18 protein-coding genes are annotated in these 21,619 nt (G+C 68.0%); 7 read left to right on the top strand and 11 right to left on the bottom strand.

Translation table 11 applies throughout. The annotated features are described in order from the left end of the window. Window positions 1-39: 39 nt before the first annotated feature. A complete protein-coding gene (locus LDQ05_RS09595; RefSeq protein ID WP_226436699.1) occupies window positions 40-780 on the top strand; it encodes a queuosine precursor transporter in 741 nt (246 codons plus the stop codon). Here LDQ05_RS09595 and tgt read toward each other — a convergent pair. Both tgt and LDQ05_RS09605 read right to left on the bottom strand, forming a co-directional pair. Then, on the bottom strand, window positions 756-2,030 hold the full coding sequence (gene tgt, locus LDQ05_RS09600; RefSeq protein ID WP_226436700.1) for a tRNA guanosine(34) transglycosylase Tgt: 1,275 nt from the start codon (window positions 2,028-2,030) through the stop codon (window positions 756-758). The two genes, LDQ05_RS09595 and tgt, sit on opposite strands and share 25 nt — an antisense overlap. A 60-nt stretch (window positions 2,031-2,090) precedes the next feature. After that, window positions 2,091-4,823 (bottom strand): cation-translocating P-type ATPase, encoded by a 2,733-nt coding sequence (locus LDQ05_RS09605; RefSeq protein ID WP_226436701.1) that lies wholly within the window; start codon window positions 4,821-4,823, stop codon window positions 2,091-2,093. A 147-nt stretch (window positions 4,824-4,970) separates the two neighbouring features. Here LDQ05_RS09605 and LDQ05_RS09610 point away from each other — a divergent pair, with 147 nt between their 5' ends. Both LDQ05_RS09610 and LDQ05_RS09615 read left to right on the top strand, forming a co-directional pair. Then, entirely contained in the window at window positions 4,971-5,387 is a 417-nt protein-coding gene (locus LDQ05_RS09610) for a pyridoxamine 5'-phosphate oxidase family protein (RefSeq protein WP_226436702.1), read from the top strand. A gap of 10 nt (window positions 5,388-5,397) precedes the next feature. Next, complete coding sequence (locus tag LDQ05_RS09615) at window positions 5,398-6,306, top strand: cation diffusion facilitator family transporter (RefSeq protein ID WP_226436703.1); 909 nt, start codon at window positions 5,398-5,400, stop codon at window positions 6,304-6,306. A gap of 10 nt (window positions 6,307-6,316) precedes the next feature. On the opposite strand, the gene LDQ05_RS09620 is transcribed toward LDQ05_RS09615, so the two are convergent. After that, complete coding sequence (locus LDQ05_RS09620) at window positions 6,317-6,919, bottom strand: LysE/ArgO family amino acid transporter (protein WP_226436704.1); 603 nt, start codon at window positions 6,917-6,919, stop codon at window positions 6,317-6,319. A gap of 73 nt (window positions 6,920-6,992) precedes the next feature. On the opposite strand from LDQ05_RS09620, the gene LDQ05_RS09625 reads away from it, so the two are divergent. Continuing rightward, entirely contained in the window at window positions 6,993-7,874 is an 882-nt protein-coding gene (locus LDQ05_RS09625) for a LysR family transcriptional regulator ArgP (protein ID WP_226436706.1), read from the top strand. Window positions 7,875-7,884: 10 nt separating this feature from the next. Here LDQ05_RS09625 and LDQ05_RS09630 read toward each other — a convergent pair whose 3' ends face one another. The 5 genes from LDQ05_RS09630 to LDQ05_RS09650 all read right to left on the bottom strand — a co-directional run bounded on the left by LDQ05_RS09630 (window position 7,885) and on the right by LDQ05_RS09650 (window position 15,234). Continuing rightward, window positions 7,885-9,909 carry an ABC transporter ATP-binding protein gene (locus tag LDQ05_RS09630; RefSeq protein ID WP_226436708.1) on the bottom strand — a complete coding sequence of 675 codons (2,025 nt, stop codon included), beginning with the start codon at window positions 9,907-9,909 and terminating at the stop codon, window positions 7,885-7,887. Continuing rightward, entirely contained in the window at window positions 9,906-11,633 is a 1,728-nt protein-coding gene (locus tag LDQ05_RS09635) for an ABC transporter ATP-binding protein (protein WP_226436709.1), read from the bottom strand. Before LDQ05_RS09635 ends, LDQ05_RS09630 begins: the two co-directional genes overlap by 4 nt. A gap of 43 nt (window positions 11,634-11,676) precedes the next feature. Beyond that, complete coding sequence (locus tag LDQ05_RS09640; RefSeq protein WP_226436711.1) at window positions 11,677-14,016, bottom strand: MMPL family transporter; 2,340 nt, start codon at window positions 14,014-14,016, stop codon at window positions 11,677-11,679. Window positions 14,017-14,070: 54 nt separating this feature from the next. Beyond that, complete coding sequence (locus LDQ05_RS09645) at window positions 14,071-14,661, bottom strand: TetR/AcrR family transcriptional regulator (protein ID WP_226436712.1); 591 nt, start codon at window positions 14,659-14,661, stop codon at window positions 14,071-14,073. A gap of 78 nt (window positions 14,662-14,739) precedes the next feature. Next, a complete protein-coding gene (locus LDQ05_RS09650) occupies window positions 14,740-15,234 on the bottom strand; it encodes an RrF2 family transcriptional regulator (RefSeq protein WP_226436713.1) in 495 nt (164 codons plus the stop codon). Between the two features lie 150 nt (window positions 15,235-15,384). On the opposite strand from LDQ05_RS09650, the gene LDQ05_RS09655 reads away from it, so the two are divergent. Further along, window positions 15,385-16,335: a sterol desaturase family protein gene (locus LDQ05_RS09655; protein WP_226436714.1), complete on the top strand. Its 951-nt coding sequence runs from the start codon at window positions 15,385-15,387 to the stop codon at window positions 16,333-16,335. Here LDQ05_RS09655 and LDQ05_RS09660 read toward each other — a convergent pair. Both LDQ05_RS09660 and LDQ05_RS09665 read right to left on the bottom strand, forming a co-directional pair. Further along, window positions 16,316-17,002: a YceI family protein gene (locus tag LDQ05_RS09660; protein ID WP_226436715.1), complete on the bottom strand. Its 687-nt coding sequence runs from the start codon at window positions 17,000-17,002 to the stop codon at window positions 16,316-16,318. The genes LDQ05_RS09655 and LDQ05_RS09660 overlap by 20 nt on opposite strands. Before the next feature lie 14 nt (window positions 17,003-17,016). Then, entirely contained in the window at window positions 17,017-17,637 is a 621-nt protein-coding gene (locus LDQ05_RS09665) for a TetR/AcrR family transcriptional regulator (protein WP_226436716.1), read from the bottom strand. Between the two features lie 202 nt (window positions 17,638-17,839). Here LDQ05_RS09665 and LDQ05_RS09670 point away from each other — a divergent pair, with 202 nt between their 5' ends. Together LDQ05_RS09670 and LDQ05_RS09675 are read left to right on the top strand one after the other, a co-directional pair. Continuing rightward, window positions 17,840-18,775, top strand: coding sequence for a metal-dependent hydrolase (locus LDQ05_RS09670; RefSeq protein ID WP_226436717.1), 936 nt, complete (start codon window positions 17,840-17,842; stop codon window positions 18,773-18,775). Continuing rightward, window positions 18,775-19,932 (top strand): hypothetical protein, encoded by a 1,158-nt coding sequence (locus LDQ05_RS09675; RefSeq protein WP_226436718.1) that lies wholly within the window; start codon window positions 18,775-18,777, stop codon window positions 19,930-19,932. The genes LDQ05_RS09670 and LDQ05_RS09675 overlap by 1 nt, the downstream gene beginning before the upstream one ends. Window positions 19,933-19,987: 55 nt before the next feature. Here LDQ05_RS09675 and LDQ05_RS09680 read toward each other — a convergent pair whose 3' ends face one another. Next, on the bottom strand, window positions 19,988-21,454 hold the full coding sequence (locus LDQ05_RS09680; protein ID WP_226436733.1) for an MFS transporter: 1,467 nt from the start codon (window positions 21,452-21,454) through the stop codon (window positions 19,988-19,990). Window positions 21,455-21,619: the final 165 nt, after the last annotated feature.

Raw genomic sequence — 21,619 nt, forward strand, 5'->3', positions numbered from 1 at the left:
ACTTTCGCGATCCTCGCCGTCCGGTGCTTGGATGTCCGGGTGACAGACTCCGCCGAACTCACGACCAGCACCGACCGCACCCAGTTCGCCGTAGTGGCCCGCAGCTACTATCCGGGCCTCCTGGTGTTGTTCACCGCGGTGCTGATGATCTCCAACATCTGCGCCACGAAGGGAGTCGCCTTCCTCGGCGACTCCGAGCTCACGCTCGGGCCGCTGCAGATCCTGCCGATCATCACCGACGGCGGGTTCTTCCTGTTTCCCCTCGCCTACATCCTCGGTGACGTCCTGAGCGAGGTGTACGGGTTCGCGGCCACCCGCCGCGCCGTCCTGTACGGATTCGGTGCCGTCGCCCTGTCCGCGCTGTGCTTCTGGATCACCTCCGGGCTTCCGCCCGCCGGCTTCTACGAGAACCAGGAATCCTTCGACGCGGTGCTCGGTGTGGTGCCGCGGATGCTCCTGGCGGGACTGGCGGGCTACCTCGTCGGCCAGCTGCTCAACTCGTACGTGTTGGTGTGGATCAAGAAGCGCACACAGGAGAAGCACCTGTGGGCGCGTCTGATCGGATCGACGGTGGTCGGCGAGTTCGCCGACACCCTGCTGTTCTGCGCGATCGCGGCCGGCGCCATCGGCATCTCGACGTGGGAGGACTTCGTCAACTACCTCGTCGTCGGGTTCCTGTGGAAGACGCTGGTGGAGATCGCGGTGCTGCCCGTCACGTACCGGGTCATCGCGTACGTGAAGAAGCGCGAACCGACCTACGGGGTGCGTCTCGAGGCGTAGAAGCGGCCGAGTGTCTCGGTCTTGTGCTCGGCGAACCGTCCCGCGTCGATGCTCTCGCGGATCTCGTCGACGAGGCGCACCGTGAACCGCTCGTTGTGGATCGTGCACAACGTGGATGCGAGCATCTCCTTCGCCTTGAACAGGTGGTGGATGTAGGCGCGCGTGTAGTGCCCGCACGTGTAGCAGTCGCAGGTGTCGTCGATCGGAGTGAAATCGCGCCGGAAACGCGCCGTGTTGATGTTGAACCGGCCGTCGCGGGTGTAGATCGCGGCGTTGCGCGCGACCCGGGACGGGTTCACGCAGTCGAAGGTGTCGGCGCCGTGCTCGATCGCGACGAACACGTCGTCGGGTTCGCTGATACCGAGCATGTGCCGCGGCTTGTGTTCGGGGAGTTCCTCGGTGCACCATCGCACGATGGTGCCCAGGTTGTGCTTCTCGAGCGCCCCACCGATGCCGTAGCCGTCGAACCCGCGGCCCGACTCACCGCGGATCGATTCGAGCCCGCGGCACGCCCGGCGGCGTAGATCCTCGTACTGCGCGCCCTGCACCACACCGAACAACGCCTGGTAGGGCCGGTGTGCGCGCTGCGCGGTGAGCTTCTCGTGCTCGGCGATGCAACGCACGGCCCACGCCTGCGTCCGCTCGACCGACCGTTCCTGGTAGCCGCGCGTGTTCATCAGCGTGGTCAGCTCGTCGAACGCGAACATGATGTCGGCGCCGAGCTGATGCTGGATGCGCATCGACACCTCGGGGGTGAACCGGTGCCGCGACCCGTCGAGGTGCGATTTGAAGGTCACGCCGTCGTCGTCGACATGCGCGAGACGCTCCTTGCCCGGGGCGATGACGTCGTCGCTGCGGGTACCCACCGACTCCATCGCGATGACCTTCTTGAATCCGGCACCGAGCGACATCACCTGGAACCCGCCGCTGTCGGTGAAGGTCGGTCCGGGCCAGTTCATGAACCGACCGAGCCCACCGGCGTCGTCGACGATGTCCGGTCCCGGCTGCAGATACAGGTGGTAAGCGTTCGCGAGCAGCGCCTGCGCACCGAGGTCCGCCATCGTCTCGGGCAGGACCGCCTTGACGGTGGCCTTCGTGCCGACCGCGACGAACGCGGGCGTGCTGATGTCGCCGTGCGGTGTGTGGAGGGTGCCGGTCCGCCCCAGACCGTTGTCGAGGCGCGACCCGACCGTGAAGAACGGGTCGGGCGGAGTCGGCACGGACGCGGCGGTGGAGCGGGGATCGGTCACGTCGGTATCCAATCACGCCCGGTGGCGGCGGCCCGCCCTGCCCGCCGCGCCTCGACCGGGTCAGGTGAGCACCGGCGCTTCGGTGCGGGCGAGCCGCCGCGCCTCGACCCGGCGGGCGACGACCTTGCCGATCTCGTCGACCCACAGCACCGTCGACCCGACCGCGACCGCACACAACCATTGCTGCGAGGTCAGCGCGGTGGTGTCGAAGAACTCCTGCAGGGCCGCGAACTGCACCACGCAGATCTGCATCACGATCACCGCGGCCAGCGCGATCCACACGGTGTGGTTCGTCAACGTCTGGGCCGAGAACACCGAGCCGAGATCGGAGCGCACGTTGAACAGGTTGAACACCTGGAAGAACACGAAGGTGGTGAACGCGAGGGTGGTCGCGAAGCGGGGGTCGCCGGCCGAGTCGGGGAACAGGTCGGGTGCGAAATGCAGCATCGCGAGGGTACCGACGGCCATGATCACACCGAGCCCGAGGATGCGCTGCAACCGGGCGCGGTTCAGCAACGTCTCGCGTGCCGGCCGCGGCGGCCGTTTCATCGTGCCCGGTTCCGCGGGGTCGACGCCGAGTGCGAGCGCCGGCGGGCCGTCCATGATGATGTTGACCCACAGGATCTGCAGGGCCGTGAACGGTGCGCCCCCGGCCAGCCCCAACGCCCCGGCCGCGAGGAAGATCAGCACGAATCCCCAGGCCGTGGTGAGCTGGAACTTCACGAACTTGATGATGTTGTCGTAGATTCCGCGGCCCTCGGCGACCGCGGCGACGATCGTCGCGAAGTTGTCGTCGGTGAGGATCATGTCCGCCGCGCCCTTGGACACGTCGGTACCGGTGATACCCATCGCGACACCGATGTCGGACTGTTCGAGCGCGGGTGCGTCGTTGACGCCGTCGCCGGTCATCGCGACGATCTGCCCGTCGGCCTGCAACGCTTCGACGAACCGGATCTTGTGCTCCGGGGAGACACGGGCGAGGACGCCGAAACCTGACGCGCGGTCGCGGAGTTCGTCGTCTGTGAAGCCGTCGAGTTCGGTTCCGGACGCCGCATGACCGTTGATGCCCAGATCCGCGGCGATGGCCGACGCGGTCACCAGATGGTCGCCGGTGATCATGTGGACGGCGATCCCCGCCTCGTGGGCGGTGGCGATCGCGTCCCGGGCCTCCGGGCGCGGCGGGTCGACGATGCCGACCACCGCGTACACGGTCAGCTCGGACACGCGGTCCTGCAGGGCATCGGCATCACCGCGCGGCACCGCATCCAGACGTCGACCGGCGATCATCAGGGTGCGCAACCCGTCCGCCGCGAGGGTGTCGACGGCACGCAGGATGCGGGTGCTCAGGGCGTCGTCGAGCGGAATCTCGCCGTCGGCGCCGAGCACCGAGGTCGCCCGCCCGAGCAGGATGCCCGGCGCACCCTTCGCGTAGCAGCGGTAGCTGCCGTCGGGTGCGGAGTGGAACGTCGCCATGTACTTGTAGGCGGAATCGAACGGGACCTCCGCGATCCGGCCCAACGTGGTCCTCGCCCCCTCGACGTCCACACCGCCCTTCTCCGCGAGCACCACGAGTGCGCCCTCGGTGGGATCGCCGACGAGGGTGCCGTCGTGCACGGTGGCGTCGTTGCACAACGCCATGCCCAGCAGCGCGTCGGTGAGATCCGGTGCGGGCAATCCGTCGCCGACGAGAATCTTTCCGTCGGTGCCGTATCCGGTGCCGGTGACCCGGAACGCGCGCCCCGCGACGAGCAGTCGCTGCACGGTCATCTCGTTGAGGGTCAGGGTGCCGGTCTTGTCGGTGGCGATGTGGGTGGTACTGCCGAGGGTTTCGACGGCCGCGAGTCGTTTGACGATGGCGCCGCGCGCCGCGAGTCGCGACGCCCCCATCGCGAGGGTGAACGCGACGACGGCCGTCAGCCCTTCGGGGATGGTGGCGACGGCGAGGGACACCGCGGTCACCAGCAGATCGGACCACGACTGGCCGCGGAGCAGGCCGAGCACGAACACGGCGGCGACGGTGACGATCGCGACGATCGTCAGGGTCTGCGCGAGTTGGCCGATGCGGCGCTGGAGGGGGGTCTGCTCGACACCCGCGGTGCCCAGCAGCGCCGCGATCGCCCCCATCTCGGTGGCCATCCCGGTGTCGGTGACGATCATCTCGGCTCGGCCACGGGTGATCTCGGTGTTCATGAACAGCATGTCGCCGCGGTCACCGAGCGGGGCCTGCTCGTCGGTGACGGTGTCGACCGTCTTGTCGACGGGCTGCGATTCACCGGTGAGTGCGGCCTCGGCGACCTGCAGGCGCACCGCGGTGACGATGCGTCCGTCGGCGGGGACGGTGTCGCCGGCTTCGAGCAGGACGATGTCGCCCGGGACCACGTCGGCGCGGGGCAACTCCGCACCGCCGCCGTCGCGACGGACCGTGGTGGTGGACACCGACATCTGTTTCAGCGCCTGGAGACTGTTCTCGGCGCGCGCCTCCTGCACGTACCCCAGAACGGTGTTGAGCACGATCACGGCGAAGATGACGACGGGGGTTTCCCATTCGCGGGAGACGGTGGCGCTGACGATCGCCGCGACCACCAGCACGAGGGTCATCTTGTCGGCGAGCAGCGTCAGCACTTTCCGCCAGGCGGGCACCGTCTTCGCGTCGGCGATGAGGTTGGGGCCGTGGTCGGCGCGGCGGCGGGCAGCGTCGTCCCCGGTCAGGCCGACGTGCGGATCGACGTCGAGGGCGGTGGCGACCGCCTCCGCGTCGAGGGTGTGCCATGGCGCTGCGAGCGATGCGGTCATCGGCGTTCCTCACGTCGGTCGGTTCTTCGGCGGGGGCGGGACGCCCGGTGACGCCGACGACGGGACGGTCCCACCGTAACGATCGAGTGCCCGTCCCGTCGGTAGTACGTTCGTGCAAGGACCCCACATCGTCGAGGAGGTGCCGCCGTGGGCGACGCATCGGACAGTGATCCCATCAATGTGTTGAGCGAGGACAGGTGCTGGGAGCTTCTGGCGAGTGAGCGGGTGGGTCGGCTCGTGGTCGTGTTCGGCGATCGCGCCGAGATCTATCCGGTCAACTACGTCACGAAGGACCGGAAGATCTTCTTCCGCAGCAGCGAGGGCAACAAGTTGCTCGAGTTGACGGTTCACCCGATCGCCGCGTTCGAGGTGGACCACATCGGCGACGACGACGCGTGGAGCGTCGTGGTGCACGGACGTGCCCGAGTGGTGCGGACGCTGGACGAGACCACGGCCATCGACGCGTTGGGGCTCACACCGTGGGTGCCGGACGCGAAGTACAACTACGTCGAGGTCACGGCCTCGGAGGTGTCGGGGCGGCAGTTCCCGCTGATCGCACGATAGCGACGCCGACATGCCCGACACCGCCGCGTCCGCGGCCCAGCAGTCCCGGCTGATGCGGTTCATGCTGTTGTCGGTGGCGGCGGCCGTCGCCACGATGCTGTTCAAAGGCACCGCGGCGTGGATCACCGGGTCGGTGGGGTTGTTGTCCGATGCCCTCGAATCGGGTGTCAATCTGATCGCCGCGCTCGTCGGTCTCGGGGCGCTGCGTCTGTCGGCGAAACCGGCGGACGAGAACCACGACTTCGGGCACGGCAAGGCCGAGTACCTGTCGGCGGCCGTCGAGGGCACGATGATCTTCGTCGCGGCCGCCGCCATCCTGTGGACATCCACGGGTCGACTGCTGGATCCGCGGCCCGTGGACGAACCCGGCCTCGGTCTCGCACTGTCGGCGGCGTCGTCGGTGCTCAACCTCGCAGTGGGCGCACTGCTGATCCGCGAAGGCCGGGCACACCGCTCGATCACGCTGGTCGCCGACGGCAAACACCTGATCACCGACGTGTGGACCTCGGTGGGGGTGCTCGCCGGAGTCGCTCTGGTGGTGCTCACCGGGTGGGACGTCCTCGACCCGATCGTCGCGATCGTGGTGGCCGTGAACATCCTGCGGATCGGTGCGGGACTGATGCGCCAGTCGATCGTGGGGATGCTCGACGCGGCCCTACCACCGGAGGACGTCGCGGCGGTGAACGTCGTCCTCGACCGCTTCCGCGCGGCCGAACCGGTGGTGATCCTGCCGCCACGCACCCGCGAGTCGGGTCGGCAACGGTTCGTGTACCTGACGGTGCGGGTACCCGGCGAGTGGACGGTGCGGCGCGGTCACGATCTGCTGGACCGACTCGAGTCCGATCTCCGCGACGCGCTGCCCGGGACGACGGTGTTCACGCATCTGGAACCGCGGACCGGCGATCCGGCCGGCCGGTGACGGTGACGCGTCACACCCCGGCGACGAGTTTCGCGCCCAGGCCGAACATGAGCACGGCGACGCCACCGTCGAGGATCCGCCACGCCGCCGGCTTCGCGAACCAGTCCCGCAGGTAGCGCGCACCGTAGCCGATCGCGGCGAACCACACGACGGACGCGGTGATCGCACCGGCACCGAACCACCACCGTCCGGTCACGCCGTAGTTGTTGGCGACGGAACCGAGCATCAGCACGGTGTCGAGGTAGGTGTGCGGGTTGAGCCAGGTCAGAGCGAGGCAGGTCAGCAGTGCCGCACCGATCGTGACGGCCCCACCGGGAGCGGCGGACAGCGCCGACGGGCGCAGCGCGCGGCGTGCCGCGAACAGTCCGTAGCAGATGAGGAAAGCGGCCCCGGCCCAACGGATCACGTCGATCGCGCCGGGCGCGGCATCGAGGATCGTCGCGATACCGGCGATGCCCGCGGCGATGAGGATCGCGTCCGACACCGCGCACACGGTGATCACGGGCAGCACGTGTCGTCGCGCGACGGCCATGCGCAGCACGAATGCGTTCTGCGCGCCGATCGCGACGATGAGTGACAGACCTGTGACGAAACCTGCGACGACGAGGGACATGCGTCCCACGCTAGAAACCGGATCGTTATGCGGACAAACTGGTTCTTCTGCATTCGCATTAGAGTTTCTTCATATGGACGTGGACTTCGCGCAGCTTCGCACCTTCACCGCGGTCGTGGACGGCGGATCGTTCGACAACGCCGCCGCCGAACTGAGAATCACCCCGTCCGCCGTGAGCCAACGCATCAAATCCCTCGAACAGCACGTGGGCCGCGTCCTGTTGCGCCGCACCCGGCCCGTCGTCCCCACCCCGTCGGGGGAGATCCTGATGCGACTCGCACGTCAGGTCGCGCGACTCGAGCAGGACACCGCCGACGAACTCGGATTCACCGCCGACGAGACGAACTACGTGACGGTTCCGCTCGTCGTCAACGCCGATTCGATGTCGACGTGGATGCTCCGGGCGCTCGCCCGCATGCCCGTGCGGCACCGCGCCCTGTTCGAACTGCACCGGGAGGACGAGTTCCACTCGACCGCGTTGCTGCGCGACGGCACCGCGATGGCCGCGGTCACCTCCGTTCCCGAACCCGTGCAGGGCTGCACCTCCGAGAAGCTCGGTGCCATGCGGTATCACGCGATGGCGAGCGTCGACTTCGCCGAACGCTGGTTCCCCGACGGCATGACCGCGGTGGAGTTGCGGAACGCTCCGATGCTCACCTTCGACCGCAAGGACGACATGCAGGATCGGTTCCAACGCCGCCGCACCCGGCGGCGCATCGACCCACCCCGCAACTACGTACCCGGCGCACTCGAGTTCGTCGACGCGGTACGCCTCGGGCTGGGGTGGGGGATGCTGCCGGACGCGATGCTCGGCGACGACACCGACCTGGTGGACCTCGCCCCCGACGACCCGTTCGACGTCCCGCTGTACTGGCAGCGGTGGCGTATGGACTCACCGGTCCTCGACGCCCTCACCGAGGTGGTGAAACGCACGGCGCAGGAGGTGCTGCGGTGAGGAGTCCCTACTATTCGGCGAGCGCCCGGAACTGCGCGTCGTACAGGCGGGTGTAGGCGCCGCCGGCGTGCAACAGTTCGTCGTGGGTGCCCTGCTCCACGATGTGGCCGTCCTCCATCACCACGATCCGGTCGGCATCCCGGATCGTGGACAGCCGGTGCGCGATCACGAAGCTCGTCCGGTCGTCCCGCAACCGCGCCGTGGCCTGCTGCACGAGCAGTTCGGTGCGGGTGTCGACCGAGCTCGTCGCCTCGTCCAGGATCAGGATCGACGGCTTCGCGACGAACGCGCGTGCAATCGTGATGAGCTGCCGCTCCCCGGCGCTGAGGCTGCCGTTCTCCTCGTCGACGATCGTGTCGTAGCCGTCCGGGAGTGCCCGCACGAACCGGTCCACGTAACTCATCCGTGCCGCCGACATGATCTGGTTCTCGGTGGCGTACGGATTGCCGTAGGCGATGTTCTCCCGGATCGTGCCGCCGAACAGCCACGTGTCCTGCAGAACGATCCCGATGCGCGACCGCAGTTCGTCGCGCGACATCTCCGTGATGTCCACACCGTCGACGAGGATGCGCCCGGCGTCGACGTCGTAGAACCGCAGGATCAGGTTGACAAGGGTGGTCTTGCCGGCCCCGGTCGGGCCGACGATCGCGACCATCTGCCCGGGTTCGGCGCGCAACGACAGGTTCTCGATCAGCGGATTCTCGGGGGTGTACGCGAACGCCACGTCCTCGAACTCGACGAGACCGTGCCGGCCCCACGGCATCGTCGGGGAATCCGATTCGGGTTCTTCTTCCTCCTCGTCGAGGATCGCGAACACACGCTCCGCCGAGGCGGTCGCCGACTGCAGCAGATTCACGAGCGCACCGATCTGCGCGAGCGGCTGGGTGAGCTGCCGCGAGTACTGGATCAGCGCCTGGATCTCACCGAGCGTCGCCGTCCCCGACGCCACCCGCAGACCACCGAGCACCGCGATGATCACGTACACGACGTTGCCGAGCCACGTCACGAGCGGCATCACCATGCCGGAGACGAACTGGGCCCGGTACGCCGCGTCGTACAACCTGCCGTTGGTCTCGTCGAAACGATCCTGCACCTCGGCGGTACGCCCGTACGCGGTGATCAGTTCGTGCCCGGTGAACGCTTCCTCGATCTGACCGTTCAACTCGCCCGTCGCCGCCCACTGCGCCGCGAAATGTTTGCGGGACCGCCGCGCCACCAGCAACGTCACCACCACCGACAGCGGCACGATGAGGAACGCGATGAGCGCGAGCAGCGGGGAGAGCCACAGCATCATCACCACGAGACCGAGCAGGGTCAGCACCGCCAGCACCAACTGGCTGATCGATTCCTGCATGCCCATCGACACGTTGTCGATGTCGTTGGTGACGCGGCTGAGCAGGTCGCCCCGCGAATGCGTGTCGAAGTACTTCAGCGGCAACCGGTGGATCTTGCGTTCGATCCGCGACCGCAGCTCCCGCACGGTGCGCTGCACGATCTCGTTGAGCCCGTAGGCCGCCATCCAGATCAGCGCCGACGACACCAGATAGAGCGCGAGCACGATGATCAGGGTCCGCACGAGACCCGCGAAGTCGATACCGACCCCCGGCACGACGTCCATCCCCGCCACCATGTCGGCGAACTGGTCGCGCCCATCGGCGCGGAGTTGCCCGACGGCCTGTTCCTTGGTCACCCCCGACGGCAGCTGCTGTCCGACGACACCGTTGAAGATGATGTCGGTTCCCCGGCCGAGCACATACGGGGCGATCGACTGCGAGACGACACCGAGCAGTGCGGCGATCAGGATCGAGTACACCGCGTACCGGTGAGGATGCAGCAGACCGAGGATCTTGCCGATCGTGCGTGCGCGGGACACGGGAGGCGCGGCGGGTTCCTCGGGCGCGGATTCGCTTCGCGCCACGTCCTGATCCGGCGACACATCCGGTTCGGGCGATACGGACGGTTTCGGCGATACGGGCGGGACGTCCTTCCCCGGCGGGATCGACGGGATGGGCTGGGTCTCCTCCGACATCGTCATGCGACGGCCATCCTCTGCGACTCGACGATCTCGGCGTAGGTACTGCACCGGCCCATCAATCCGAGATGCGAACCCGAGTCCACCATCGCACCACCGTCGAGAACCACGATGTTGTCGGCGGTCTGCACCGTCGACACCCGCTGCGCGACGATCACGACGCACGCGTCACGGGTCTCGGGGACCAGCGCGGCACGCAGCCGCGCATCGGTTGCCGGGTCGAGCGCCGAGAACGCGTCGTCGAACAGATAGATCGACGGTCGACGCACCAGCGCACGCGCGATCGCGAGGCGCTGTCGCTGCCCACCGGACACGGTGGTGCCGCCCTGTGCGATGGCGGTGCCGAGCCCGTCGGGCATCGCCCGCACGAAGTCGGCGGCCTGCGCGACCTCGAGCGCATGCCACAGTTCGTCGTCGGTGGCGTCGGGCCTGCCGTAGCGGAGGTTGTCGGCGACCGTCCCGGAGAACAGGTACGCCTTCTGCGGCACGATCGAAATCCGCGACCGCAGCACCGCCGGGTCGAGGTCACGCACGTCCGTGCCCGCGACGGTCACCGATCCCTCCGTGACATCGATGAGCCGCGGTATCAGGCGCATCAGCGTGCTCTTGCCCGAACCGGTACCGCCGATCACGGCGGTCGTCGTTCCCGGTTCCGCACGGAATCCGACGCCCCGCAGCACCGGCGCGTCGGCACCGGGATACGAGAATCCCGCCTCCCGCACCTCGAGGGTGATCCGATCCGGGAGTTCGGTGACCGCGGATTCGGGTGCGGCCACCGTCGGTTCGGTGTCGAGGACCGCGAGAATCCGCTCGGCGCACACCGCCGCGCGCGGCGCCATCATCGCCACGAACGACGACATCAACACCGCCATGAGGATCTGCGCGACATAGGTGATCATCGCGGTGATCGACCCGACCTGCATCGCACCGGAGTCGACGCGGCCACCACCGACCCACACGACGGCGACGGTGCTGGCGTTGGCGATGAGCAGCACCGCCGGATACAGGACGGCGTTGACGCGCCCGACGCGCAGCGCGGTGCCGGTCAGGTCGTCGTTCGCCCGGTCGAAGCGGACGCGTTCGGTCTCGTCGCGCACGAAGGCCCGCACCACACGGATGCCGCTGACCTGTTCGCGCAGCACCCGGTTGACGGTGTCGATGCGCACCTGCATGATCCGGAACCCGGGCAGCATCAGGGCGATGAGCACCACCATCGTCAGGATCAACGCGGGCACCGCGACGGCGAGCACGGTCGACGTTCCCACGTCCTCGCGCAACGCCATGATCACACCGCCGACACCCATGATCGGGGAGGTGACGACGACGGTGCAGGTCATCAACACCAGCATCTGCACCTGCTGCACGTCGTTGGTGTTCCGGGTGATCAGCGACGGTGCCCCGAACGTCCCGAACTCGCGCGCCGAGAAACCGCCGACCTTGCGGGCGAGCGCGGCACGCACGTCGCGACCGAAGGACATGGCGGCGCGCGCCGCGAAGTAGACCGCGCCGATCGAGCACACCACTTCCACCGCGCTGATCGCCAGCATCAGCATTCCGGTGCGCGTGATGAACGCGACGTCGCCCACCGCGACACCGTCGTCGATGATGTCGGCATTCAGACTGGGCAACAGCAGCATCGCGGCGGTGGACACGAGCTGCAGCAACACCACCGCGGCCAACTCACCCCGGTACGGGGCCAGGAAGCGTCGCAAGAGCCGAACCAACATGGGCATCACGCTACCTGGACGGGCTCCCCGGCCCCGGGTCGTGTCACACCCGGACCGTCACGTCCGCGTCGTGCTCCGCGACCGCCAGTTCACGGCTGAGCTTCTCACCCTCGACGTCGACGTTCGGCAGGATCCGGTCCAGCCACTTCGGCAGCCACCACGCCTTGTCGCCGAGCAACGCCATGATCGACGGGATGATCACCATGCGGACGATGAACGCATCGAAGAACACGGCGGCGGCGAGCGCGAATCCGATCGACTTGATCAACGAATCCGGTTCGGCGATGAACGCCGCGAACACCGAGATCATGATGACCGCTGCCGCACTGACCACGCGGGCGCCGTGCGTGAATCCGCTGCGGATCGCCTCCGTCGCAGATGCCCCGTGCACGTATTCCTCCCGCATGCGGGTCACCAGGAACACCTGGTAGTCCATCGCCAGACCGAACACCACGCCGATGAGGATGATCGGCATGAAGCTGACGATCGGCTGTGGATTGGCGATCAGTCCGCCCCAGCCCTCCTGGAACACCGCGACGGTCGCACCGAACGTCGCGAGGACGCTCAGCAGGAAGCCGAGGGTCGCGGTGAGCGGCACCAGGATCGAACGGAACACGAGCATCAGCAGGATGAACGCGAGACCCACGACGACCGCGAGATACGGGGCGAGTGCGCTCTGCAGGCTCTCCGAGATGTCGCCTTCGAGCGCGGTCTGGCCGGTGACACCGAACGACACCCCGTAGTCACCCTGCAACTGCGCCTCGTCGGCGCGGATGCTCGACACGAGATCCATCGTCGCGGGGTCGGTGGGGCCGCTCCGCGGGGTGACGAGGATCTGCGCGGTGTCCCCGGCCTCGTTGACCGCGACGACCTGCGCGTTGACGACCTCGTCGTGGGTGTAGAGGGAGGCGACGACGGCGCCGAACGCATCGGGGGCGGGCACGGTCGCGTCCTGCGCGTCGGCGACGACGAGCAGCGGTCCGTTGCGTCCGGGCCCGAATCCTTCGTCGACGAGGTCGTAGGCCTGGCGGGCACTGGTGGCGGGATCACCGGTCGCCTCGGTCGGCAGCGCCAGCCGCAACCCGGCGGCGGGCAGCGCCAGCACACCGAGCAACGCGACGCCGGCGACGAGCGGCACGAGCGGGCGGCGGGTGATGGCGGCGATGACCTTCGCGGCGAAACCGGGTTCTCCACCCTCCGCGTCATCGCTCTTCAACCCCGGGATGCGCCCGGCGAAGGCCTTCTTCCCGAACAGTCCCAGCACGGCGGGCAACAGCGACACCGCGATCAGCACGGCCATCAGCACGGTGAACGCGGCCGCATACCCCATCACCGACAGGAACGGGATGCCGACGACGCTCAGCGCGACCAACGCGATGATGACGGTCATCCCGGCGAACACGACGGCGGAACCTGCGGTGCCCACCGCCCGTCCCGCGGCCTCGGCACGGTCGTCGGTGAGAGTGAGTTCGTGCCGGAAGCGCGACACGATGAACAGCGAGTAGTCGATGGCGACCGCGAGGCCGATCATGATCGCGAGGGTCGGCGTCATCGAGCTCAGATCGGTGAATCCGCTGGCGATGGTGATGCCCATGCTGCCGATCCCGACTCCGACGAGCGCGGTGATCAGGGGCAGACCGGCGGCCACGAGGGATCCGAAGGTCAGGGCGAGGACGATCGCCGCGATACCGATGCCGATGAGTTCGGCGGTGCCGCCGGGCATCGCCATCTCGGCGGCGGCGGTGCCGCTGACCTCGACGGTCAGTCCCGCGTCGCGACCGAGATCGGCGGCGGCAGCGATGCCGTCGCGCATCGCCTGGTCGACATCGGTGATCTCGCCGTCGAACGGCACGGTGACGTATCCGACGGTGCGGTCGGCGCTCAGGGGCGACACCGCCTGCGCGTCGGCCAGCGCCGCTTCCTCGGGGGTGCCCTGCTGCGCGGCGAGCGCCTTCACCTGCTCGACGAGCCCCGCGTCCGCGAGCACCGGGGCGACGAGCACACCGGCCTGCTGTTCGGGGGTGGCGACGGCCGGGTCGACGTTCGCCGGTTCCGACACCCGATCGAGTCCGCGGACCGCGGCGAGCACCTCGTCGACGGCCGCCATGTTCTCCGGATCGTCGAGGGTCTGTCCCTCGGGGGCGGCGAACACGAAGCGGGCGCTGAGTCCGTTCATCGGATCGTCGGCAGACGGGAAACGGTCCGCCATGAGGTCCTGCGCGTTCTGCGCCGGCGTGCCCGGCAGGGAGAAGGAGTCGGTGGTGGGTCCGGCGAGGGTCGCCGAACCCACACCGAAGAGCACGAGCAGTGCGATCCAGAACGAGAGGACGGCACCTTTTCGCCGGTAGGCGAACTTGCCGAGCCGATACAGGTAGGTCGCCACGGGGGCACCTCCACTTTCGAAACGTGTCGGTCAGATGGTCGGGGTGGGTACCCGTCAGCCGAAGCCGCGCCGCAGACGCGCGAATGCCTCACGGAGGAGTTCGTCCACCGGAGCGGACGCTCCCGCCATGTGCATCTCGATGGCGGCCTTGAGGGCGCCCGTCGTGACGTGGTGCAGCAGGTTGGGATACAGGTCGGTCGCCGGGTCGGTGCCGGTGCGCTCGGCGATCGCATCGACGAGAAGCTGCGACGAACGGCGTCCGGCCTCGATGTGCCGGGCAAGTTGCACGGCGTTCTCCTCGACGAACACCATGCACGCGGTGATCTCCTCGAACGACCACGCGGAATCGTCGAGCAACGCCAGCGCGCAGGCCTCGAGCGAATCGAGGATGTGTTCGTCGACCGGTCGGTTGCGGAGGACGTCGATCATCTCCGAGACCACACCTTCGAGGTGGTGCAGAAGCGCTTCTTCCTTGCTCGCGAAGTAGTTGTGGAAGGTGCGGGTCGACACTCCCGCGCGCGCGGCGATGGCCTCGGCGGTCACCTCGTGCAGTCCGCGTTCCCGGGCGAGCTCGACCGCCGCCGCCGCGAGTGCGGAACGGGTCGCTGCCTTCTTGCGGTCGCGCAGGCCGGTCGGAGAGGTCACTTCATCGACGGTACCGAAATTGCAGAGCTCTGCAACTTTGCAGAGACTCTGCAAAATTATGGAATGGCGCACACGTCTTCACGACGGGTAATCCAGGCCATACGACGCGGGTCGGACGGTGCGGCGCGACCACGCACCCGGGTCGGCGATGAGCTCGCCGACGAAGTCGGGCAGGTCACCGGAGACGACGTCGGCGAGCGACACCTCCTCGAGGACGGCACGCAGATTCACCCGCACGGCGATCCACACGTCGCGCAGCTTCTCCGCGGCACCCGAATAGGCGACATCCTCCGGTCGCTCGCCCCGAACGGACGCGAGCGGGCCCTCGACGGTGCGGATGATGTCGGCGATCGAGATCTCGTCGGCCGGGCGGGCCAGCCAGTACCCGCCCTCGGGACCGCGACGACTGCGCACGAGTCCTCCCCGCCGCAGGTCGGCGAGCACCGCTTCGAGGAACTTGTGCGGGATGGCCTGCGCCCGCGCGAGGCTCTCGGCCTTCGCCGGCCCCTCTCCCGCCGCGGCGAGCTCGAGCAGAGTGCGGACGGCGTAGTCGACCCTCGCGGTGATGTGCACGGCGGTCCCCGCTTCCCTCGTATGACGACCCGACACCCAATTCCTACCGAATCGACGAGGAAGGACGGTAATACCCGGTCCGCGCTGGTGATCCCGCACACATACCCGTACAGTGGACGTCCGGTCACAGACAGCATCGGAGGACCCGTCATGTGGGAGACCCTGCTCTCTTCGTGGGGCTCACTGTTCGAGCCGCTCCACGACCCGGTAGCACTCGCCATCCCCGCGTTCGCGCTGTTCCTCGTGCTCGAGTGGGTTGCCGCCCGCACCCTCGAGCACGTGGAACCCGATGCCGACGGCCGCACCCGACCGCCGCGCGGCGGCTTCGAGATGCGCGACGCGCGCGCGAGCCTGTCGATGGGACTGGTCTCGATCGTCACGAGCGCCGCATGGAAACTGCTGGCCCTCGTCGCCTACTCGGCACTGTGGGTGTACGTCGCGCCGTGGCACCTGCCCGCCGACGCCTGGTACACCTGGGTGATCCTGCTCGTCGGTGTCGACTTCCTCTGGTACTGGTACCACCGCATGTCGCATCGTGTGCGTCTCGTGTGGGCCACGCACCAGGCGCACCATTCGAGCGAGTACTTCAACTTCGCGACAGCGCTGCGCCAGAAATGGAACAACAGCGGCGAGATCGTGATGTGGCTGCCACTCCCGCTGCTCGGCATCCCTCCGTGGATGGTGTTCGTAGGCTTCTCCGTCAACCTCGTCTACCAGTTCTTCGTGCACACCGAGCGGGTCGGCAAGCTACCCGCACCGATCGAGTTCGTGTTCAACACGCCCTCGCACCACCGTGTGCACCACGGGTCCGATCCCGAATACCTCGACCGCAACTACGCCGGCATCCTCATCGTCTGGGACCGTCTCTTCGGCACCTTCCGCGCCGAAGGTCACCGACCCACCTACGGGCTGACCAAACCGGTCGGCACCTACAACATCTGGGATCTGCAGGTGCACGAGTACCGCGCGATCGCCCGCGACTGGCGCGCGGCGACGTCCTGGCGCGACCGCCTCGGCTACGTCTTCGGCCCGCCGGGGTGGGCGCCCGCCGCCTCCCCGTCCGGCACCCCCGACCGATCGATCAGCTCTTCTCGAGGGTGACGAGGAAGTCGACACTGCCGGTGTCGTCGACCGCCACGAACCCGAGGTTCGGTGGTTCGACTCCCCAGTCCGCCCACGTGGCGGGGATGCTGCCGGACGCGACGAGGACATCACCGGTGCGCAGCACATCGACGTCGACGATCACGGGACGGTCGGTGCCGCGCAGGGTGAGGGTTCCGGTCGCGGTCACGGAACCCAGCGTGCCGTCGGCGGGCACGGACGCGAGATCCACCGGTTCGGTCAGCACGAACGTGGCCGTCGGGTGGGTCGTCGAGTCCATGACCCGGTCGCGGAACTGGCCGTCGCGCTGGGAGTTGTCGGTGGTGACATCCGCGACCTGCACCGTGACCTCGGCTTCGGTGAGGATCTGCCCGTCGATGGTCGCGGTGCCCGACACCCGGTCGGTGCTCCCGACGACGGTGACGTCGGCACCGCGCAGGATCTCGTGGACGGTGTACCCGGCGGCCGTCCGGTTCGGAGCGGATCCCGCGGTGACGATCCATGCGCCGCCGAGGTCGATCGTCGCGGCCTGCGCGCCGGAGGTGTCGACCGAGGCTGCGGGTGCGTCGTCCTCCGCGATGAACGTCCCGTACACCCAGGGCGCCACGAAGAATCCCAACAACGCCACGACCACGATCGCGGCGATCGACCACCCTACTTTCCGCATGCACCGACAGTAGGTCAGGTGGCCGAGGTCATGTCGCGCTGCGCGGCGACCGCGGAGCCGACCCACCGTGTCAGATACCGGCGCATCTCGTCGTCGGTACGCGGCGGATTGCCCGGCGAGACGAAGAAGGACAGCATCGTGCGCAACAGGTATTCGACGAGTTCGGAGAGCGCAGCGTCGTCGTATCCGTGGGATTCCCAGTCCACGTCGAATCGCCGGATCATCGTCATCCCGAACGCCTGGGCCTCGTCGGAGGTCATGTTCTGCGGCTGCACGTTGGCGTACGAACTCGACAGCAGGATGCCGAGGTGCGGTGTGCGGCGCACCTCGGCGAGGGTGTAGACCACCGCCTCGACGGTCGCGTCGACCGGATCCTCGATGCCGCGCACCTGCTCGGCGAGTCGATCGAGGAAACCCGACACCGATGCGATCGCCGCGGCCTTCATCAACGCGTCGGCGCTCGGGAAGTAGCGGTAGACGGTCTGCCGGATGACCCCCAGGGATTCGGCGACGTCGGCGATCGCGATCGCGGACCCGGTGCGACCGATCAGGTCGACGGCCGCGTCGACGATGCGACGGGTCGCCTCCTCGTCACTGTCGGGCGGACTCCCGCCCCACCCTCGCCTGCGCGCCACTGTCCGATTCCTCCCGGCCGAGTTGCCGACGCTATCACGGTCGCACCGGCCGGGGGTGGGCGCGAACTCGCCACCGAAAAGTCATCATACAAACCAGACATTCTGTGTATGATCTGTCTCATTGCGGTCCCCGCACGCCCTGACCACGACCGGATCGGCCCGACTCCGAAAGACCCGACTCCGAAAGACGAGGTACTGCACGATGACCGACCTACACGTCCGCAAGATGGACTTCGCCTTCGAGGACCACGAGGTCCCCTTTCTCTGGAACCCGGAGAACCCGGCATTCTCGAGCATGGCCAACGCCGTGTCGTTCCTGGCGATCGGCTTCGAGAAGATGATCGTGAAGATGGTGCTTCAGGCGAAACCGCACTTCACGAACGGAGACGTGGCCGAGGAGGCCGACGCATTCATGCGTCAGGAGGGGCAGCACTCCACCGCCCATCGGCAACACGTCCGCGGCCTCATCAGGCACTACCCGGGCCTGCAACAGACCCTCGACGAGGTGATCGGCGCCTACGACGAACTCACCGCCGACACGTCGCTGAACTACCGACTCGCGTACACCGCGGATCTCGAGGCGACCTTCACACCGGTGTTCAAGCTGATGCTCGACAACGATGCCGCCCTGTTCCGGCCGGGCGACGACCGCGTCGCGTCACTGTTCATCTGGCACTTCGTGGAGGAGGTCGAGCACCGCAGTTCCGCCCTGATCCTCTTCGACGACGTCGTCGGCAGCGACGCCTACCGGATGCGGATGGCACCGTCGGTGTTCAAGCACGTCCTCGACGTCATCAAGATCGCGTGTCGCGGATTCAACGAGCACGTCCCGCTCGAGGAGCGGAAGATCGACGCGATGTCGATGTTCGCCAACTACCGGCGTAAGCAGAAGCTGCTCAGTGTGATTCCGGGCCTGACGGCCGCAGACCACGGGCCGATGCCGCGCGCGTTCGACGCGCTCCCCCTCGGCGAGCAACTCGTCGCGCTCGTCGGCATCATTCGGAGTCAGATGCCGAAACACAATCCCGCGCACGAGAACCTGCCCGCGCTGGCCGACCTCTGGTTCGAGCGGTTCGACGCCGGATACGACGTCACCCGCTGGTACACCGCCGACTCGGCCGCGCCCGGGGTGAACTGATGGCGGACCTGTGCACCTCCACGTTCGCCGACCTCGCGACGCGGATGGGCTTCTCCTGCGACGAGGCGGGCGGTCTCGTGGTCCTCCGCAATCCCTTCGGCCTCGAGAACTGGACACTGCCCGTCCTCGAGGTCACCGTCGTCGTCGGTGCCGTGCTCGCGCTGATCCACGCGATCATCCGGATGCGTCGCCACGGCGACCCCACCAATCTGGTGCTGTGGTTCGGCGCCTGCGCCTACCTGTTCATCATCGAGCCGCCGCTGTACTTCCCGGCCGCGTTCGGAATCGAGCAGCACGTCGACACGATGTTCGCGCACAACCTGTTCACGGTCGAATTCCTGTGGGGCAGACTGCCTCTGTACATCGTCGCGATCTACCCGTTGATGGCGACCCTCGCGTTCGGCATCGTCCGGATGCTGGGTGTGTTCCGGCAGTACGGGACGATCGCCGGTGCGGTGTGCGTGGGATTCGTCCATCACGCGTTCTACGAGATCTTCGATCACCTCGGTCCTCAGCTGCGGTGGTGGGAGTGGTCGCTCGAGAACCCCATCAACCAGCCGTTCTTCGATGCCGTGCCGCTGCCGAGCGTGGTGGTGTTCGCGGCGCTGTGGCCGATGTCGTTGGCGCTGTGCGTCCAGTTCTTCGTCGGCCGGCACGTCGATCGCGGCGTCCGCTTCACCGGTCTCGAATTGGTGTGGCGCACCGTCGTCATCGGTGTGCTCGCGTCCGTCGGCACCTTCGTCCTACCGCTGCCCGCCACCGTGTTCGGGATGGGCAGCGACACCGTCCGCGGATTCCTGTACGCGACAGAGCTCGTGGTGCTGTCCGCGGCAGCCGTATGGATCCTGGTACGGCAGTGGTCGCGGCTGCGGAGCGACGGCGCCGAGCCACCCGGCTACACCGATGTGTTCGTGCAGCGGTACGCCATCGTGTATCTGGCGGTCATGGCGGCGCTGTGGATCGCGGCGCTACCGGCGTTCTTCGGCGCGGTCGACGGCTGGACCGAGAACGGCGACCCCATCGGGAACCTCTGGTACACCCTGGCGTGTTTCGTGGTCGCGATCGCGTCCGTGGTCGCGACGTTCACGGTGCCGCGCGCGGCACGGACGCGCGACGTCGACACACCGGATGTGCGTGAGGCGACGTCCGCCACCTGACGCACGATGCCTTCCCCGTCGGGGCCGAGCCGCGTACGGTTCGGCCCCGACCCCGTCACCGGCCCCGATCGTTGCCGGAGGTGCGGGGACGCAGGACCGTCCACGCCACGGCCGCGGCGGCGAGCGCCAGAATCGCGCCGATCCCCGCGGTGGCGGTCACGCCGCTGTCGAAGGCCTCCCCTGCCGCGGCGAGCAACGACGACGCCTGATCCGCCGGGAGTCCCTCCGCAACCGCGTGTGCGCCCCCGAGCGTGTCCCGTGCCGTCGCCTCGGCATCGGCGTCCAGCCCGGCGGGCAGAACGAGGTTCGCGGCGTACGAGGCGGTGAGGATCGAGCCGAGCACCGCGGTGCCCAGCACGGCACCCATCTCGTATGCCGTCTCCGACACCGCCGATGCCGCGCCCGCCTTCTCCGCGGGGGCACTCGAGACGATCAGGTCGTTCGAGAGGGTCTCGGTGGCACCGATCCCCGCGCCGAGGAGCACGAACGCCACGATGATCGGTGTCAGCGCCGTCGGCGACGCGCACACGAGGACCACCGTGTAGGCGGTCGCCGACAGCAGCAGCCCGGCGACGATGATCGTCGACGGCCGCAACCAGCGAACGAGTGGAACGACGGCCAGACCGGAGACGACCATCACCGCAAGACCCGGTACCAGAGCCGTCCCCGCCCGCATCGGTCCGAGCCCGATGACGAGCTGCAGGTGTTGCGACACGAAGAACAGGAATCCGACGAGCGAGAACACCGACAGCAGATTGACCGCCACCGCCCCGGAGAACACGCGGACGGTGAAGAGTCGCACGTCGAGCATCGGGTCGGGCCGTCGCAGCTGCCGCCGCACGAACAGGACCGTCGCCGTCACCGCGACCAGCGCGGGCACCACGGTCTGTACCGCCGACCCGCCGTGCGCGAGATTCTTGATCGCGTAGGCGACCGGTGCCAGCGCGAGCATCGACAACGCGATGCTCACCACGTCGATGCGTCCGGGAGCGGGATCCTTCGACTCCGGCACGAAGATGGGGGCGAGGACGAGCAGCGGCACCAGGACCGGCACGGCCAGCAGGAACACCGAACCCCACCAGGCGTGTTCGAGCAGGAATCCGCCGACGATCGGGCCGAGTGCGGCACCCGCGGCGAAACAGGACGCCCACACCGCGATCGCGAGGCGACGCTGGTCGGGGTCGTGGAAGATGTTGCGCAGCAACGACAGCGTCGACGGCATGAGCATCGCACCGAAGATGCCGAGCGCCGCCCGGGCGACGATCAACCAGGCCGCGGATGGTGCGTAGGCCGCGAGCACCGACACTGCGGCGAATCCGGTGGCGCCGATGAGCAGCAGTCGACGACGACCGATGCGGTCACCGAGGCTCCCCATCGCGACGAGCAACCCGGCGAGGACGAGCGGATAGACGTCGACGATCCAGAGTTGCTGGGCGCCGCTCGGTTGCAGCGCTTCGGCGATTCCGGGCACTGCGAACGCGAGGACGGTGTTGTCGACGGACACGAGCAGCACCGGAAGCATCAGGACGACCAGGGCGGCCCAGTGTCGCGGTCCCGCGGCCGCGCCGGCAACGGTCCGATCGGAGGTCGTGAGGTGTGCGCTGGTCACGGTTATCGCGCTTTCGGTGTCGTACGGATCGAACCCTCGTTACTGTACCAGCTGGACGGTATAGTAACGACGGTAATA

It is taken from the genome of Rhodococcus yananensis (genome assembly GCF_020515525.1).
Lineage (GTDB): Bacteria > Actinomycetota > Actinomycetes > Mycobacteriales > Mycobacteriaceae > Rhodococcus > Rhodococcus yananensis.

Coding starts and splice junctions, on each gene's coding strand:
- LDQ05_RS09615 (WP_226436703.1), top strand. CDS start 5,398: ATGCCCGACACCGCCGCGTCCGCGGCCCAGCAGTCCCGGCTGATGCGG.
- LDQ05_RS09680 (WP_226436733.1), bottom strand. CDS start 21,454: ATGCTTCCGGTGCTGCTCGTGTCCGTCGACAACACCGTCCTCGCGTTC.
- LDQ05_RS09605 (WP_226436701.1), bottom strand. CDS start 4,823: ATGACCGCATCGCTCGCAGCGCCATGGCACACCCTCGACGCGGAGGCG.
- LDQ05_RS09675 (WP_226436718.1), top strand. CDS start 18,775: ATGGCGGACCTGTGCACCTCCACGTTCGCCGACCTCGCGACGCGGATG.
- LDQ05_RS09625 (WP_226436706.1), top strand. CDS start 6,993: ATGGACGTGGACTTCGCGCAGCTTCGCACCTTCACCGCGGTCGTGGAC.
- LDQ05_RS09620 (WP_226436704.1), bottom strand. CDS start 6,919: ATGTCCCTCGTCGTCGCAGGTTTCGTCACAGGTCTGTCACTCATCGTC.
- LDQ05_RS09655 (WP_226436714.1), top strand. CDS start 15,385: ATGTGGGAGACCCTGCTCTCTTCGTGGGGCTCACTGTTCGAGCCGCTC.
- LDQ05_RS09630 (WP_226436708.1), bottom strand. CDS start 9,909: ATGACGATGTCGGAGGAGACCCAGCCCATCCCGTCGATCCCGCCGGGG.
- LDQ05_RS09670 (WP_226436717.1), top strand. CDS start 17,840: ATGACCGACCTACACGTCCGCAAGATGGACTTCGCCTTCGAGGACCAC.
- LDQ05_RS09660 (WP_226436715.1), bottom strand. CDS start 17,002: ATGCGGAAAGTAGGGTGGTCGATCGCCGCGATCGTGGTCGTGGCGTTG.
- LDQ05_RS09635 (WP_226436709.1), bottom strand. CDS start 11,633: ATGTTGGTTCGGCTCTTGCGACGCTTCCTGGCCCCGTACCGGGGTGAG.